This is a genomic window from Puia sp. (genome assembly GCF_035546395.1).
GTDB lineage: Bacteria > Bacteroidota > Bacteroidia > Chitinophagales > Chitinophagaceae > Puia.
Window position 1 is genome coordinate 409,641 of the sequence record NZ_DASZXR010000019.1, and the last position, 16,777, is coordinate 426,417.

Here is a 16,777-nt window from a genome sequence, read left to right on the forward strand (position 1 = left end):
CTGAGTTATGCAAGTTTTGCGGACCTATATTACCCGGTTAGTCTTTGGATGCACACTTTTGTTCCTGGGCATGGCCACTGTACAGGCCGGTAACGGCGACGGGGATGGCGGTGGCCAGGTAAAGGCACTCGCGGTGCTGGACGGCAGTCTTCACCAGATAAAGCCGGACTCCTCGGCTACGGTTGTGGACTCCTCGTTCTTCGACCCATCGCTCAGTGGAATGCTGAATAAGGGATATGTTGTCCAAAACGCGGTCACGGTGAGCATCAACGAGGCCCTGCCCCGGTATTTGCACACTCACTGGACCGCTACCGTGAAATTGCTCATCAGCTGGACCGATTCTACGGGCGCAACGGATTCGGTCACGCATAGCTTTACCGTCGGCTACGATTCCATCGGCACTTATAATAGCCGTAACACCTATACTTTCCAGGGGGGTCACCGCGTGACGGTGAAAGTCATTTCGGATTCGACGGATGCTACGGGGTGGGACCCGATGTCGGTATTGCTGGTGGAGAATCAACTGAGCACCCGGCCGGACTTCATCTTCAACTGCCGATCGACCATCGGGACGATCACGGTTGGAACCATCGCCGACACGGCCGATGAGTTGCCGGTGAGCTGGAATGCCGTTCTCGGCGCAGATGTGTACGATCTGGAATGGACCTATGTGTATGACAGCGCCCTTAAGGACGGACGCTATGGCGCCGCGCCGAACTATAATCCGGGTTTGATCTTCCGCAATAATGCCACCCGCGTAACCATCTCCGGGACATCCTATAATATTCCGCTGATCTATGATGACTATGGGACCCTGTTCATCCGCGTCCGGCCTGTTAAAATGGGATCGGCCGGATCGGTCACCTCCGCCATCTGGAGTTCGGATGCTTCACCGGTGGTGATGGGATCCTACGCCTTTAACGGTCATGAACGACCCCTCAACTGGCAATCCAATATCAGTTTTGCCGAAGAAGGAAAGCGGAAGGTGGTGTTGCAATATTATGACGGCAGCCTGCGAAGCCGGCAGACGGTAACAAAGGATAATACGACGAATACGACCATTGTCGGAGAAACGTACTACGACTACCAGGGACGGCCTTCGATCCAGGTCATGCCCGCGCCAACCCTCAGCAATGTCATCAAATACACTGCCGGCTTTAACGTCAGCTTCAATTCGCCGGAGTATTCCCAGTCCAATTTCGATACCCTCTCGGCACTGGTACCCTATTGTGAGGTTCATGCCGACTCGATGAACTCCACTGCCGGGGCGAGTCAATATTATTCGCCGAATAATCCGCAGGCCAACCTGGGGTTGAACCAATTTATCCCCAATGCGGAGAACTATCCTTTCACCGAGACGGAATATACGCCCGATAACACCGGCCGGATCAACCGGCAGGGTGGGGTCGGCCGGAATCATCAATTGGGATCCGGTCATGAGACCAAATATTTCTATGGGACACCGGACCAGTACGAGCTGGATGCCTTGTTCGGTACCGAGGTAGGCGACAAGTCGCATTACTTCAAGAACATGGTCAGGGATGCAAACGGACAGTACAGTGTCAGCTATGTGGATATGCACGGGCGGACCATCGCGACGGCTTTATCCGGTGCTCAGCCCCAGGGGATGGCCGCATTGCCCTCGAAGAATGTCAAGACGATCACCGAAACGCTTGCAGATTCCGGCACCGCTTCCGTCCGTGGACTGAGCATGATCAGCCAGAAGACCCTGGTGGTTTCGCAGGCCGATTCGTTCCGTTTCAGCTATAGCCTTCTTCCGGACAGCCTGCAGCAGGCCAACTGCCAGAACGCTAATATCTGCTATACCTGCCGGTACGACCTGGATATTACGATCACCGATAACTGCAACAACCAGTTGTTGGGCGGAGCGCCATACACCGTCAGCCAACACAATTTTACACCGGCAACCCTGGCTAATTCCTGCGACAACCCGTCGATGAGCTTCCAGTTTACGGTCCTTTTGCCGGAGGGCAGTTATGTAGTGACCAAGAAATTGACCGTCAACTCCGATGCCTATAATTATTACCGGGACAGCATCTACATGCCCAACAACACCTGCACCAGCTTCAGCCAATTGCTGACCCAGCAGAAGTCGGTTATCGCCTCCAAGCTGACCTCCTGTACGGCGGATTGTTCGACCTGCCTGGCCAATGTCGGAACTTTTGCAGCCTTCCTGGCCAGCTACAATGCCGCACTTGGCCTTTCGCCAACGGATACCACCTATAAAACCGAAGCCACGGCGGCATACAACAGTGCGTTGTCGGCCTGTTCGGCAGTATGTCAGACTTCCACCGATGTCGATGATATCCGCACGGCGATGCTGCAGGACATGACGCCGCCCTTTGGTCAATATGCCGACTCTTCGAGGGGGCCTGCGGAGGACCAATATTCCATTTTCTACCTGAAACCCAGCAGCTCGTCGGCAACCGATACCGGGTATGTACCGGTGTTCAAATTGCCGGCGGTGCGCTATCTGGATGCCAATGGCAAACCCGACAGCGTCTATGACGTTCAGTCCGGGTTGATGCTGTCTCCAAACAGCCTGACAAAGGAGCAGTTCGTGGCAGATTTCCGACCGTCCTGGGCCGAAGCGCTGTTGCCCTATCACCCGGATTACTGCCGGCTGCAGGTGATGATCACCGACAGTGGCGGATATTCCTATGACCGGAAGATGCAGTCGGTGGATACCTATGATGCAGCCGTCGCGGCGGGGTACGTCAATCCGTTGAATCTTTCCGATTTCAATGCAGCCACGGGTATCTCCTATGGGCCTGCCGATCCGCTGCCGACGAATAATCCCCATGTCTACGACGACCTGAAAAAGAAGATAGGGTCCTATATGACCTTACAGAAGTATCCTGCGAACATGAACATGTGGGGAGTGGCCGTCGCCATGGTGAAATGCGGCACGGATGAGGCCTGCTTTTTAAGCTACTCGACCGATCGCGTGCACGGGACCTATAAATACGGCTTTGACAACACGTCGCTCTGCGATGGCGACAAGGACATGGCCTGGCGGAATTTCCGGCAGATGTATCTGCAGGCAAAACAGGATATCGTGTACAACGACCTGCTTACCAAGCCGTCACCCTGTACGGTATTCAATACCCGGGTATACAATTCCGAACCGTCGACGTCGACCCTGCTGCAAGCCAACCATACCTCTTCCTTTACACAGATGGGAACCCTGATGGGTCAGACGGATGGTCCATTGAAATATCTGAATGGCGTCAGTTCGCCTACCGATGCCAGCAATGCCCAGGCAAAGGTGACGGATTCGCTGAACTTCTTCTATGACGCCAATGTCAATGCCTATGGCCAGCAATGGTATAGTCAGCTGACCTCTTCCTGTACGGTCTATGACACCAACGATGTCAAGGCTACCCTGATCCCTGCGCTGAAAGCGCTTTGCCGGATGGCCTGCGATGGCGACCATCCCTATGGCGCCAGCACCTTGCCCAGCGGCATGACCTATACTTTCGAAGGCGTGTCCTGCACCAGCTTCACCCAGATCATCAACCAATACAATCTGAGCAAGAGCATAACCGACCAGGTACATTGCAATGCCGAACTGATCAATTCGCCCCTTCCCTACGACAACCAGCCCGTATACAGTGTCAAGCCGGAATATGGCCGGCCTTCGAATTGTGAATGCTCGATCATCACCGGTCTGCATGATCAGTTTCTTGCTGCCAACCGGGATGCCAGCTTCTCCGCCTTCCTCAGCCGTACGCAAATGATAAATATGGCGGATTCCGATCTGAATACCCTGATGGCCATGTGCAGCAATACGACCAATACCCTCTCCTGCCTGAATAACCCGAAACCGATCTATCTGCCGCCTATGATGCAATGTCACACCGGGCAGACCTGTTCGAGTTGCCAGCAGATCAACGCGCTGTATGCGTCCTTCCAGGTCGCCTATCCCGGTATCGTGCCTTCCGACAGCTCGGACACGGATACGGCTCAGGCTACAAAGAACAGGCTCTTTCAGAATTACATGAACAATCGCCTGGGGTACAGCTTGCAATTCTGGGAATATCTGCAGTTCATGGATACCTGTAAGGCGCATGCGGCGGATACGGCGACGAGCAGCAGCTGTGCGCCGACAGTAATCGCGCAGACCTTTACTTCCGGCGGCAATGACAATATGATCGATATCCGTGCAACTGCGGATGGGGGTTATGCGCTTGCCGGCTATAAGACTATCAGCGGAGTGCAGAATGCTTACCTGATGCGCTATAACAGCACCGGGCAGGTCCAATGGGCGAAAACCTATAGCTCCCCGGGCGGTTCCAATTTCTGGAAGGTCAGGGTCACTTCGGATGGCGGGTTTATTGCCGCCGGCGCGGCAGTAGCCACTGCAGGGAGCAGCAATGGCCGCGTATTGGTCGTCAAGACGGATGCCGCAGGGAATACCCTTTGGCAGAATACCTATGGGTTTGACTCACAGGGAGAACAGGCCTTTGACATTATTCAAACAAGCGACGGCGGATATGCGCTGGTGGGTGATCACAATCTGACCGCAGTATCCTTTACCGGGCCGGCTGCCATGTTATGCATGAAGATCGATTCGCTTGGAACCCTGCAGTGGGCAGAATCCATCAATGGAGGTTCAAGCGGTGATGGCTATGCAGTTGCACAGAACAAGGATACGCTTGTCTTTCTGGGTCGTCAGTGGAGAAGCGGTTTTGGTGATGTACATGGAGTGCTGGTGAAGCTAAGCAGATCAACGGGTGCTGTACTCAGCCAACTCGGTTATACGGATAGCACCGTTGCCCCGAATGGCGGAGATTATGGCATGCAGATATATGGAATCGCCGTCGACAGCAACGGCTATCGGATCAGCGACTATGTTAGTTATGATGGTGGTGGCAGATATGCCCGGTATGGGTACATGAAAGTTGGATACGATGGCTCTGTGCAGCGTGCCGTCAGGATCCACCTGCCTCCCGGCAATGGCAGTACTGAGACTCCCCGTTCCGGCAATATAGTTCCCACTCCGGATGGTGGCTGGCTGAATGGCCAGGCGACCGCTACTACGCCGCATATCTTCTGGACGAGATTCGATTCTTTGGGAAATCAGCTCTGGAGCCGGGAAACCAATATCGACGGATCGCAGGATCTTGGCTCGGTGGTTGAAAATGCCAACAAGACCTATACGGTCCTTGGCATCAATAGCGGGGCTGCGATGGTGCTGAACCTGGACACCGTGGGTGCAGCCGGTTGCAAAGATGCGGCAGCCAGTATAGGTTTCGACACCGCCAATATCGTTATCGATACACAGCCGGAGACAGCCAGCTCGCTCTCGCAATTGGACTCCATGCCTGCGTTGACGGAGACGCCACAGAATAATTCCACCGACAGCACAACCTGCGCGGGCACCAGCAACTGTTTTACGGTGTACAACGGCCCGCTGCTTTGCGGCAAGTCGCAGCCCGCACTTGCGCCGGCCATCCCGCAGATAACTACCTGCTCCGACAGCACCTTCTTCAGCGTCAGCACGGCCACCTCGCTGTTCCGCAACTACTCTGATTCGCTCACCGGCGACTTCGAGCAGCGTTACCTCGCGAAGTGTATGAATGCTTACCGGCATGAGACCTTTACGGTGACCCATGGTACGGCGGAATATCACTATACCCTCTATTATTATGACCAGGCCGGTAATCTGCTTAAAACGGTGCCGCCGGCAGGTGTGCAGCAGATGACGGATACAGTATGGCTTAAATCCGTTGCGGCTGCCCGCGCTGCCGGTACGACCGTCGTGCCCCACCACACCCTGGTGACCAATTACCGGTATAATACGCTCAACCAGGTCGTCACCCAGCGTACGCCCGATGGCGGTGGCAGCCGGTTCTGGTATGATCGGCTCGGCCGCCTGGCAGTCTCGCAGAATGCGCGGCAGAATCCGAACAATCAGTACAGTTATACGGAGTATGATACTATCGGCCGGATCGTGCAGGTTGGCCAGTTGTCCAGCAGCACCGCCATCAGCGATGCGATCACCCGCAGCCAAAGCTCGCTGGCATCCTGGCTGACCGGCGCCGCTTCGAGCGCCAACCAGATCACCACAACGACCTACGACGTCGCAAATGCCCTGATCTCGAATGAGCTGGGTCAACGCAATACCCGCAACCGCGTTTCCTGGACGAGCCTGTACAATACGGCTGCCGATCTGGCAAATGGTAGCCCCAATGCTACGGCTTCGTCTTATTTCACTTATGATATCCTGGGCAATGTCGACACCCTGGTTCAGGACTATGGCAACGGGCACCTCTATTCCGACGTCGCCAATGTGATGAATACCACCGGCAACCGCTTTAAGAAGATCGTCTATGACTTCGATCTGGTGAGTGGGAAGGTCAACCAGGTGAGCTACCAGGGCGGTTATGCCGATGCCTTCTATCACAGCTACCAGTATGATGCGGAAAATCGCATCACCAATGTGCAGAGCAGTACGGACAGCGTCAATTGGGAGAACGATGCGTTCTACCAATATTACAAGCATGGTCCCCTGGCCCGGACCGTCCTCGGCCAGCAGCAGGTACAAGGCGTCAACTATGCCTATACCCTGCAGGGTTGGCTGAAAGCCATCAACCCGGATCCTTATACCGGCGGCAGCTTCACCCTCCGTCCCGACAGTGCCGGAAACGTGGTCGCCAACAATGCCTATAGTCTGCTCTTGAACTACTTCGATGGCGACTTCAAGCCCATCAGCAATGTGGCCGGGCCCGACAATGGCGTCAGCACCACGCTGGGCGCAGCCTATGCCCCCCTCTACAATGGCAATATCAGCAGCATGGGCGTCAACATCAAGAAGCTGAACGCGCCCCTGCTCTATAATTACCAGTACGATCAGCTGAACCGGTTGACCAATATGGACGCATGGAACCGGACATCCACAGCCTGGAACGCCCTCACCGCGACAACCGATTTCCACGAGAATGTCAGCTATGACGCCAATGGGAATATCCTGACTTATCACCGAAATCGCGAGACGCCTGCGGGCGGCGGCGGCAACCAGATGGATAAGTTGCAGTACAACTACATCCCCGGGACCAATCAGCTGGATCATATCTATGACACCGCAGGTGCCACAGGTATAGGGGACCTCGCGAGCCAAAGTTCAGGTAACTATAAATACGACTCCATCGGCGAATTGATCGGCGATGCCGCATCGAACATCTCCAATATCACCTGGACGGTCTATGGCAAGATCGCCATGATCACCAAGCCGGTCGATACGACAATAAGATATACTTACGACCCCGCCGGCAATCGGATCAGCAAAACCGTATCGCACGGCGGTGACAGCACCACCACCTGGTATGTTCGCGATGGGCAGGGTAATATCCTAAGCGTTTACACGAGCGGTGACGCTGCCGTCAACGGCGGCGGCCTGGCACAGACCGAGCTCGACGTGTACGGCGGCAGCCGGCTGGGTGTCTGGAACCGCACCGTCAACGTTGTCAACCTCGACTCGACAGTGCACAGTTCCTTCCCTAAATCGGGGGATAGCCTTATCTTTACTCGGGGTAGCAAGCTCTTTGAATTGACCAACCACCTCGGCAATGTACTCGCGACGATCTCCGACAAGCGATATGGAGTCTCTGTGGATGATAGTACGGTGGCGTATTATAATTCAACAGTTGTCAGCGCAAGTGATTACTATCCCTTTGGGATGATGCAGTATGCCAGGTCATGGCCGGACCCGAGTGCGAGAAATTATCGATTTGGGTTTAACGGAAAGGAGAACGATAATGATGTGAAGGGGGCGGGGAATCAGATTGACTATGGAATGAGAGTCTATGATCCGAGAATAGCGAAATTTCAAAGTATTGATCCGCTGCAAGCCCAATATCCAGAATTAACGCCTTATCAATTTGGTAGCAATAGCCCGATTTCCCACATTGATCGGGATGGATTGGAAAAATATCACTACACCTTAACATTTGATAAAGGAAAACCAGCCCTCTCCCTATCCAGCATGGAAGATATCACTGCCAGGATGGTAGTACGTCAGTATTGGGATGGACAGGGAAATATTTATTCCGAATATGCGAATGTTAAGAATCCGTACCAGGAATATGATGTCACTTACTCTTGGGATACCTACGTTACTACAGAGGTTTTTGCATTCCCGGCAAAAGAACACGTAACTGTTGAAGTTAACAGTGATCCAACTAAACTTAGTTTAGACGATGTCGTAGATGCGGTGCAAGATGCAATCGATACCCATACGGCTGTTAACGAGTTTAGGCAAGGTTTGGCGTCTGGATTCGCAGCCCATAGGAGCTTGAGAGAGCAAATCGAACCAGCCGGAACGGGTCGTGCGAAGACTCCAAAGACAACTTCACCCACGGAGGAAGTGACTAATAAGGCTACGAAAGCTGTACATGGCGGATTATCCGAGGCCGACAAGGCCAACACAGCTACGGTATCGAAAAGCGATATTCCTGCTTGGAATGGTCCTGTTGATTATTCAAAATTACCGGAACCTCGGAAAGTAGGACCGGGACTGGAGACGACTGTAGCTCAGAGGCAGAGAATTCTGGACTATAATAGAAAAATGAATGGAGGCTACTTGAGAAGTGATATTGATGGAACGATTTTGGATCCTCCGACAAACGTTGCAAAGGGACAAAAAGCCAATATGAATCAGGCTGAGGTCGACCATAAAACAGAGCGCGTAAATGGCGGATCAAATAGTAATAGCAATCAAAGAGTGATTTCAAAAAAGCAAAATTTAGAAAAAGAAACACAACGTAGAAAAGTCAAAAATGAGTAAAAAATTCAAAGAAAATCTAAATACTGCGGTATTTACAAGTGACTATGTATTAAGCGGGTCTTCTCCCATTGTATATATTGCACATCATGAAGACGGCTCGTGGGAATTTTGGAGCAAAGAGACGATATCTGAATCGGATGTGAGAGTCGTTTCATTGCAGCAAATCATAGCAATCGATCCAAGCGTCTTGGAAGTTGCGGATTTGCCATTGCAGTTTGCTGCGGTCCGTGACGACATTAGCCGACCATGGAATTTGATATCAAAGAACTAGCGTAGTTTGCTATATTTTGAGCGGAGTGAATTTTCGGCAATACTCCTAATTGCTTTATCAGTTTCGGATGTGTCAATACAGTGACGAAGGAATTTGGACGTTAACTCGATATTCCAGCCGGCGCAAGCGGCAACTAGGCCATACCTTGGATCGCAATATGCTTGCTCATTACCAAGCCTATCCCTGTGTTGATGGAGATTCCAGCTTAACGTAATTAATTCCAATATTTCGTCATCGCATGGCTGCATTTTGTCATAGGCTAGAGGAGTCAGGGCACCATCTACTAGGGATAGCCCACCAAATCGGAGTAACTCGATTATGGGTTTGGCGTCGCTTGGCGATATTCGTTTTAATCTGACATGCGTTTGTGCTGCGGCATAAGTAATCATATCATGCGACTTATTTTTATACACAATCGGATCGATATATTTTGAAGCAAGTTTGTAGTCAATTAACCCGAGAGATAAAATCATATGATACTGTGTTTCCCATGTCCTTAAATCCTTTATTTCCTCAATGAAAGCGTCAAAAAGCTGTTCGGCGACGTCTATTAGTTTTTGTTTGCCGATTTCCTTGGCGGCTCTACGTCTGTCTGATGATTTATTGGAAGTTAATTGACTTATAATTTCTGCTTTGGTCATGCTGCAAGTTAATTTTAGTGGGGCGGACTCAGGAAAGTACAAATTTAGAAAAATATATGAATTTCAGTATTTTATCCAGGCGCGAGACCAGTTTCCTCAAGTTAAAACGAATCGGCGGAGCCGTATACTTTCGATCCGATGTACTGTGTGAGAACGGGATAAACTCCAAGGTAAAAAATGGGCCCCAAGTACGAGAGATAGTGTCAACTTTTTAACAACTGCCAAAAAACTATAACATGAAACTCCCCTTTATCCTGATTCCAGTACTATTCCTCGCGCTCTCCGCCTTCGCCCAATCCCCGCCCAAAGTCTACACCATCCCCGCCGACAGCACCAAGCTCACCGGCTGCGACAGCAACGAATTAATAATAGAGAACCACACCCAAGCTATCCCCGGCTTCCTCTGGAACACCGGCCGCGGCCGCACCATTTTCAAACGCCCGCTGACAAAGATCAGCGACACCTTCTACCTCGTCGGCCAGGACACCCTGAAAGTACGCTACCCCAACGCCTGGCTGCAGGGCGGCAACCGCTTCGGCACGACGGGCGTCCTGGGAACACTGGATAATAATCATCTCGATTTTTATACAAACAATCAACCCGTCGCCCGCCTGGACAATCTCGGCAATTTCCTGCTCGGCACCAACGTCAGCAGCCGCTACAAACTGGACGTCGTCGGCGAAACCCGGATCACATCCGACCAGCTTGTCGTAACACTGAACAACGGCTTCGACAACAGGTTGTCGACCTATAACTTCCTATATGGAAATACCGTCGGCGCTTCGGGACTCATTATCGGTTCCGTCTACGCCTATGCCACCGTCAACATGGGCCAGGTAGGTACCATCCCTGCCGGCTCGTTCCTGATCGGCGGCTCGAGCCCGAATATGCAGACGACGCTTGTGGACTACGCGGCCAACCCCGTGTTCGTCGTAAAAGGCTATGGCGCTGCCGTTATCAACGGCGGCTATTCCGGAATTTCACAGGGAGGCTCCGTTGGGGGGACCAATTCCAACGCGTTCGACTTTGATATCAATGGCTGTCGCGGAACCGGAAACGGAGTTCCAGGCGATATTGTATTGCAAACCGGCGATTCTGCATCGTCCGGCACCAGCGTCCATTCCATGTATGAACGTTGGCGGATCAAGGGCGGCTCCGGGTTTTTTACCAACAGCTCTGCACCAACTTCGGCGATAGATCTGACCGGCCCCAACGGCTACTCGCAGTTCCGCATGCGCATAACCTACACGCCGACCACTTCATCTGATACGCACGGAAACGTCGGTGACTTTTCCTGGGACGGAAACTATTTCTACATCAAAACGCCCGATGGATGGAAGCGATCGGCCTTAACTACATTCTAGACCCCCTTCAAAATCATAACATGAAATTCCTTTATGTCCTCTCTCTGCTGGCTTGCGTCACGCTCACCGCTAACGCCCAAACGCCCCCAAAGGTCTACACCATCCCCGCCGACAGCACCAAGCTCACCGGCTGCGACAGCAATGAACTAATAATAGAGAACCACACCCAGACCGTCACCGGCGGCTTCTTATATAACACCGGCCGCGGCCGCACCATCTTCAAACGACCCGTGACCAGCGTCAACGATAGCACCTACCTGATCGGATTAGACACCCTGAAAGTCGGCTCCCCGAAGCTGAATAAGAACGCCTGGGTACAAGGCCTCAATAGCTTCGGTACAACCGGGACCTTCGGGACTTCCGATAAAAATAATGTCGAATTCTACGTCAATCGTGGCAAAACGATGGTTCTCGACACATTTGGGGTCTTTCACATCGGGAACGTGAATCATCCATTTCCCGTCACCTTGGATGTAGGGGGCACGGCATGGATCGCCACCGCTTGCCGGGTAGCCAGTACGGACGGACATGACTTAAGCCTGTATGTCAATGGCACATATGGCCCCAATTCGAATAATACGGCCGCTGCTTATCTTGCATTGGGTGACGTTTATGGAGCGGTCGGGGTAAACAAAACGGACATGGGAAATGTTCCCGCGGGGTCGATCAGCTTAGGCGGTACTTCGCCGAATAAACTCGCGTCGGTGACCGATGGGAGCTACAACCCGGTCTTCGTCGTCAACGGGCAAGGCGTCGCATCGATCAACGGAGGCTACAACGGCATCGGAGTGGGTGGGGCTGTCGGCTTAGTCCCGGACAGATCTGCCTGGAACTTCCAGATCAACGGCGGCCGCGGCACCGGCGCCGGCACACCCGGCAATATCATCTTCGCCACCGGCAACAGCCAGGCATCGGGAATGACCGTCCATACGATGACCAATCGCTGGTGGATCGGCGGCGGCACAGGCTACCTCGCCAACCACGACACCGCCACCTCCGCTATCGATGTCAGAGGCAACACTGGCTACTCCCAGTTCCGCATGCGGACCAGCTATACCCCGACCTCGACCTCCGACACCAATGGCAACGTCGGCGACTTCTCGTGGGACGATAACTATTTTTACTATAAGACATCTGTCGGCTGGAAAAGGATCGCAGCAGGTACGTTCTAGCCTGACCTGCGCGAAGTCGAAAGGGTCGGCCGACTAAGCCGAATTACAGGTCTTTAAGTAAAAAGCCTGACCCCGGTCGGATGCCCTTTTCGGTCGCCTGCGGAATGCAGCACTCGACACGCGGATCATGCTCGAAAAACAGCACATAGCCCCCGGCGGCGGCCTCCTCCAGGAACGACCGCTTTTCCTGCAGGCTCGTCAGAGGGAACATGTCATAGGCCATGATCCAGGCCGTTGGGAAATGACCCGTCGAAGGCAGCAGGTCGGCTACGAATACAAGCGTCTTACCCTTATACCTCAGCTGCGGCAACATCATCGCGTCAGTGTGCCCATTGACCATGCGGACGGAAAGCCCGGGAAGGATCACATCGGTCAATGTCTCGAGCTGCGCCCCCGGTCCCGCCGGTCGCCCCGCATCGACAAACCGCAGTTGCCCACTCGCCTCGATCGGCAGGATATTCTCCCTCAGGAAAGAAGCCTTTTCCCTCTCGTTCGGCTCCGTCGCCCACTTCCAATGCCGCGAATGACTCCAGTACGTCGCATTCTTAAACGCCGGCACCAGTTGATCACCTTCCCGCACAATGCTTCCCCCGCAATGATCGAAATGAAGATGAGTAAGGAGAACATCCGTGATATCGTTGCGGTGATAACCCAGCGCCGCCAACGACTTGTCGAGCGTGTCCTCCCCATGCAGATAATAATGGCTGAAGAATTTCGCATCCTGCTTGTCGCCGATCCCGTTATCCACCAATATCAGCTTTCCCCCTTCTTCGATCAGCAGGCAGCGCATGGCCCAGGTGCAAAGATTGTTCTCATCGGCCGGGTTGACCTTGTTCCAAAGGGTCTTGGGCACGACGCCGAACATCGCCCCGCCATCCAATTTGAAAAACCCGGTGTTAATGGTATGAAGTTGCATGGAGATAATTTAAACTGCCGGCGCCGGTTCCCGGTTCTGCCGGGCTTGCGCCGAGAATAAGAACACCAGCCCCAGTATAAAAAAGACGATCAGGAAGACAATGGCATTCTTCATGGTCCCGGTCATCTGGCTTACAAAGCCAAAGGTAAACATCCCGATCACAATGGCGATCTTTTCGGTAAGATCGTAATAGCTGAAATAGGACGCAGTGTCCTTCGTCGGCGGCATCAGCTTGGAATAGGTGCTGCGGCTGAGGGACTGGATGCCGCCCATGACCAGCCCAACGCCCAGTGCCAGCATGTAAAAGGAATATTCAATGGGCTGCTGATGCGGCTCGAGATCATGACGCCAGCGGGATAATTCCGCCAGCACATTGGCATCGGCGGAGTCGAAAGCCTCGGCTGTCATTTGTCCCTTGCGCGCCTCCAGGTCTTCCTTTTGCTGTTGAAGCCCGGCGATGGTATCGTGAAACGGCTTCAGATGCTCGGCCTGGCCGGCAGTAATAAAGGCCGATACACAGATCAGGATCCAAAAGGCGACAACGCCCATCAACACGCGGATATTTCCAAACCGGGCCGAAAGCTTGCCCATCCAGGTGGCGCCGAGAATGGCCACGAGCTGGACCAATACGATCGTGACGATCAGCTTGGTGTCATCCAGTTTCAGCAGAACGCTGCCGAACAGGGTGGCTACGGTCATCACCGTTTGAACCCCAATACTATAAAAGAAGAAGCCCCGCAGATAGCGCTTCAATACAGCCAGTTTTTTTACTTCCGCATAGACCTTACGGACCTCGGCAAATCCGACCTTGAATACACTGGTTGCTGCCGTTATCTCCCGGCCCGCCTTCGGCAACACGGCGAAGGTGAATTGAGCAAACCCGGCCCACCAGAGCCCTACCAGCAGGAAGTTCAGACGCAGGCTCAGAAAAGGTTGCTCGGGCATCAGCATCACGATCGCAAACCCGATCAGCTGCATCAAGACACTCCCGATATAACCGTACGAGAACCCCCTGGCGCTGACCCGGTCCTGGTCTTCGGGCGCGGCGATCTCCGGCAGATAAGCGTTATAAAACACCTGGCTGCCCACATAGCCCATCGAGGCGAGGATGAAACAGAGGACGCCAAGACCGACGTTACCGCCGTCGAAAAGGAACAGTGCGCTACAACCCATCGCGCCCATGTAACAGAAGAACTGCATGAACCGCTTCTTGTTCCCCCGGGTATCCGCGATCGACGTGAGCACGGGATACAGCAACGCGATCACGAGATAGGCCGCCGCCAGGGCAAAACTATACAGGGAAGAGCTGTTGATGTGCAGACCGAGAAAGGGAATGCTGTCGCTGCGGAAGTGATGGGCTGTCGCCTTGGTGAAATAGATCGGGAAGAAGGTCGTCGTGATCACCAGGTTATACACTGAATTGGCCCAGTCATACATGGCCCAACCGTTGATAACCCGTTTGGACGCCGTTCGGGTCATAGCATCCCCCTCCAAAGTAACACCAGCATCACGAGGCCGACGATGATCCGGTAATAGCCCCAGGGCTTGAAGCCATATTTTTTGAGGAACCCGATGAAAAACCGGATGACGATGATCGCGACAAAGAAACAAACGAGACTGCTGAGTCCCAACAGCGTGGCATGCTCCCGGTTCAGGACTTCGGGATGCTCTTTGTGCATATCCCAGAATTCTTTGACCGACGCCGCCAGCATCGTCGGCACCGCGAGAAAGAACGAGAACTCGGCCGCCGCCTTACGGGTCAGCCTCTGGCTCATACCGCCCAGGATGGTGGCGGCACTGCGGCTAAACCCCGGCAGCACTATCGACAATATCTGGTAGCACCCGATAACAAAAGCGTTTTTGTTGGACACCTGCCGCTCGTCGTCGATCCGGGGATTCCTGAACCAGTTGTCGGCGAAGAGAAAAAGAACACCGCCGCCGATCATTACCCCCGCGATGAAATACAGGTTGCCAAGCGCGGCTTCGATATGCTTCTTCAGAAGCACACCCACCACCACCGCCGGGATCAGCGCAATGATCAGCTTGATATAAAAGGAGATTCGGGAGAAGTCGAAGAATTTCCGATAATAAATCACGACCACAGCCAGGATAGCCGCCAGCTGGATCACGATCTCGAAAAACTTCGAGAACGGGTCGTCAGCAACCCCGATGATCGGGTTGGTAAACTTCATATGCGCGGTAGAGGATATGGGTAAAAACTCCGTCAGTCCTTCTACTACTGCGAGAATAATGGCCTGTATAATAGTCATTGGCGCTTATTGACCTTCCTTCGTGTTCTTTCGGAAAATGGCGAAGATCTCTACTACAAAGCCGCCCAGGATCAGGATGGGGGCGAGCGTTATCCGGGTGAAACTATATATTTCCTTGGGATTGAATACATTAGGGTCCTTGCTCTTGCCGCCGCCCATTAGGATCAGGCCCAGGGCGATAAGAACGAGGCCGATCAGCATCCAGCGGTAATTCTCCTTCCCGAACAGGGGAGCTTGCTGGCGGGCCGCCGGTGCAGAGGCCGCAGGCCGGGCGGCAGTAGACTTGGGAGTCGTTGGAGCTTCTTTTTTGGTCGTTGCCATGAAAACGGACGATTTTGGGCCTGCAATATAGGAAAAATCCGAAGCCGAACACGGTTCGGCTGGCCGAAGGCCAATAATTAGCGCACTAGCGCGAGCGGGCCATATTTCCCTGGTGGCCCGGCCGAGCGCTAGTACAGATCGTCTAACTTCATTTTAAGGTACTTTACCACACTCCGGTGCGTGCTGATAAAGGAGATGCAGATGCCCAGCAGGATCATCACCGCAAACATCGCCGCCAGCAGCATATTGTCCCGAAGCGCCTTGATCTCGGGTAGCCACGTCTCGGAGGCAAAGATGATCCCGATGATCGCCGCCGTAGCGATCACCCCGCTGATGGCGCCGTTGATGATGGCCCGGCGATCCATCGGCCGGGCAATGAACCAACGCGTGGCGCCGACCATCTGCATGGTCTTGATCAGGAAACGGTTGCTGAACATCGCCAGCCGGATCGTATTGTCGATGAGAATGATCACCGCTATCGAGATCACCAGCGTGACGATAAGCAGGATCAGGCTGGTCTTACGGATCCAGTCGTCCACATTGCTCACCAGCTTCTTATTGTACTTGACCTCATCCACAGCGATATTCTGGGCGAAATCGGCCTTGATCTTATTGAGGGAGTCGGCATTCGCATACTCGCTCCGGACCCGGAAATCCACCGAGGCCGGCAGGGGATTCTGCTCCAGCACCGACATAAAGTCATCATTGCCCGTACCCACGAACTGCTTCCGGGCCATCTCCTTGGTGATATATTCGTAGCTCCGGACATAAGGCTGGGCGGATACAAACTGCACCAGGGCGGCGCTGTCCTTCGGCGAAAGATTCTGCCTGACATAGATCTGTACTTCCACATTTTCCCGGATATTCTCACCCAGCCTGTTGGCATTGATGACGATCCAGCCTAATAAACCCAACAGGAACAAGACCAGGCTGACGCCTACGATTGCCATGAAATAAGAAGGAGTCGAGCGTTTGGCAGATCCTTTTCCGAGTTGAGCCATGGATATCTTAGT

10 protein-coding genes are annotated in these 16,777 nt (G+C 53.4%); 4 read left to right on the top strand and 6 right to left on the bottom strand.

The features are described from left to right. Positions 1–7 precede the first annotated feature (7 nt). Both VHE34_RS28115 and VHE34_RS28120 read left to right on the top strand, forming a co-directional pair. Positions 8–8,809, top strand: coding sequence for an RHS repeat-associated core domain-containing protein (locus tag VHE34_RS28115; RefSeq protein ID WP_325594297.1), 8,802 nt, complete (start codon positions 8–10; stop codon positions 8,807–8,809). Continuing rightward, positions 8,802–9,080, top strand: a complete 279-nt coding sequence (locus VHE34_RS28120) for a hypothetical protein (protein WP_325594299.1) — start codon at positions 8,802–8,804, stop codon at positions 9,078–9,080. Before VHE34_RS28115 ends, VHE34_RS28120 begins: the two co-directional genes overlap by 8 nt. Here the strand turns inward: VHE34_RS28120 and VHE34_RS28125 are convergent. Next, entirely contained in the window at positions 9,077–9,721 is a 645-nt protein-coding gene (locus VHE34_RS28125; protein ID WP_325594301.1) for a hypothetical protein, read from the bottom strand. The two genes, VHE34_RS28120 and VHE34_RS28125, sit on opposite strands and share 4 nt — an antisense overlap. A 236-nt stretch (positions 9,722–9,957) precedes the next feature. Here VHE34_RS28125 and VHE34_RS28130 point away from each other — a divergent pair, with 236 nt between their 5' ends. Together VHE34_RS28130 and VHE34_RS28135 are read left to right on the top strand one after the other, a co-directional pair. Further along, a complete protein-coding gene (locus VHE34_RS28130) occupies positions 9,958–11,085 on the top strand; it encodes a hypothetical protein (protein WP_325594303.1) in 1,128 nt (375 codons plus the stop codon). Between the two features lie 20 nt (positions 11,086–11,105). After that, the gene (locus VHE34_RS28135; protein WP_325594305.1) at positions 11,106–12,257 is read left to right on the top strand and encodes a hypothetical protein; all 1,152 of its coding nucleotides are present in this window, start codon (positions 11,106–11,108) and stop codon (positions 12,255–12,257) included. Positions 12,258–12,300: 43 nt separating this feature from the next. Here VHE34_RS28135 and VHE34_RS28140 read toward each other — a convergent pair whose 3' ends face one another. From VHE34_RS28140 to VHE34_RS28160, 5 genes are all read right to left on the bottom strand, one after another. Then, a complete protein-coding gene (locus VHE34_RS28140) occupies positions 12,301–13,173 on the bottom strand; it encodes an MBL fold metallo-hydrolase (protein ID WP_325594307.1) in 873 nt (290 codons plus the stop codon). Between the two features lie 9 nt (positions 13,174–13,182). Then, positions 13,183–14,652, bottom strand: a complete 1,470-nt coding sequence (locus VHE34_RS28145; protein WP_325594309.1) for an MFS transporter — start codon at positions 14,650–14,652, stop codon at positions 13,183–13,185. Then, positions 14,649–15,443, bottom strand: a complete 795-nt coding sequence (locus tag VHE34_RS28150) for an undecaprenyl-diphosphate phosphatase (protein ID WP_325594311.1) — start codon at positions 15,441–15,443, stop codon at positions 14,649–14,651. The genes VHE34_RS28145 and VHE34_RS28150 overlap by 4 nt, the downstream gene beginning before the upstream one ends. Positions 15,444–15,449: 6 nt before the next feature. After that, entirely contained in the window at positions 15,450–15,764 is a 315-nt protein-coding gene (locus VHE34_RS28155; protein ID WP_325594313.1) for a DUF3098 domain-containing protein, read from the bottom strand. Between the two features lie 128 nt (positions 15,765–15,892). Next, positions 15,893–16,765, bottom strand: a complete 873-nt coding sequence (locus tag VHE34_RS28160; protein ID WP_325594315.1) for a cell division protein FtsX — start codon at positions 16,763–16,765, stop codon at positions 15,893–15,895. Between the last annotated feature and the right edge of the window lie 12 nt (positions 16,766–16,777).

Excerpts from the sequence above, each read along its gene's own strand:
- VHE34_RS28120 (WP_325594299.1), top strand. The coding sequence starts at position 8,802 with ATGAGTAAAAAATTCAAAGAAAATCTAAATACTGCGGTATTTACAAGT.
- VHE34_RS28150 (WP_325594311.1), bottom strand. The coding sequence starts at position 15,443 with ATGACTATTATACAGGCCATTATTCTCGCAGTAGTAGAAGGACTGACG.
- VHE34_RS28140 (WP_325594307.1), bottom strand. The coding sequence starts at position 13,173 with ATGCAACTTCATACCATTAACACCGGGTTTTTCAAATTGGATGGCGGG.
- VHE34_RS28145 (WP_325594309.1), bottom strand. The coding sequence starts at position 14,652 with ATGACCCGAACGGCGTCCAAACGGGTTATCAACGGTTGGGCCATGTAT.
- VHE34_RS28155 (WP_325594313.1), bottom strand. The coding sequence starts at position 15,764 with ATGGCAACGACCAAAAAAGAAGCTCCAACGACTCCCAAGTCTACTGCC.
- VHE34_RS28130 (WP_325594303.1), top strand. The coding sequence starts at position 9,958 with ATGAAACTCCCCTTTATCCTGATTCCAGTACTATTCCTCGCGCTCTCC.
- VHE34_RS28115 (WP_325594297.1), top strand. The coding sequence starts at position 8 with ATGCAAGTTTTGCGGACCTATATTACCCGGTTAGTCTTTGGATGCACA.
- VHE34_RS28125 (WP_325594301.1), bottom strand. The coding sequence starts at position 9,721 with ATGACCAAAGCAGAAATTATAAGTCAATTAACTTCCAATAAATCATCA.
- VHE34_RS28135 (WP_325594305.1), top strand. The coding sequence starts at position 11,106 with ATGAAATTCCTTTATGTCCTCTCTCTGCTGGCTTGCGTCACGCTCACC.
- VHE34_RS28160 (WP_325594315.1), bottom strand. The coding sequence starts at position 16,765 with ATGGCTCAACTCGGAAAAGGATCTGCCAAACGCTCGACTCCTTCTTAT.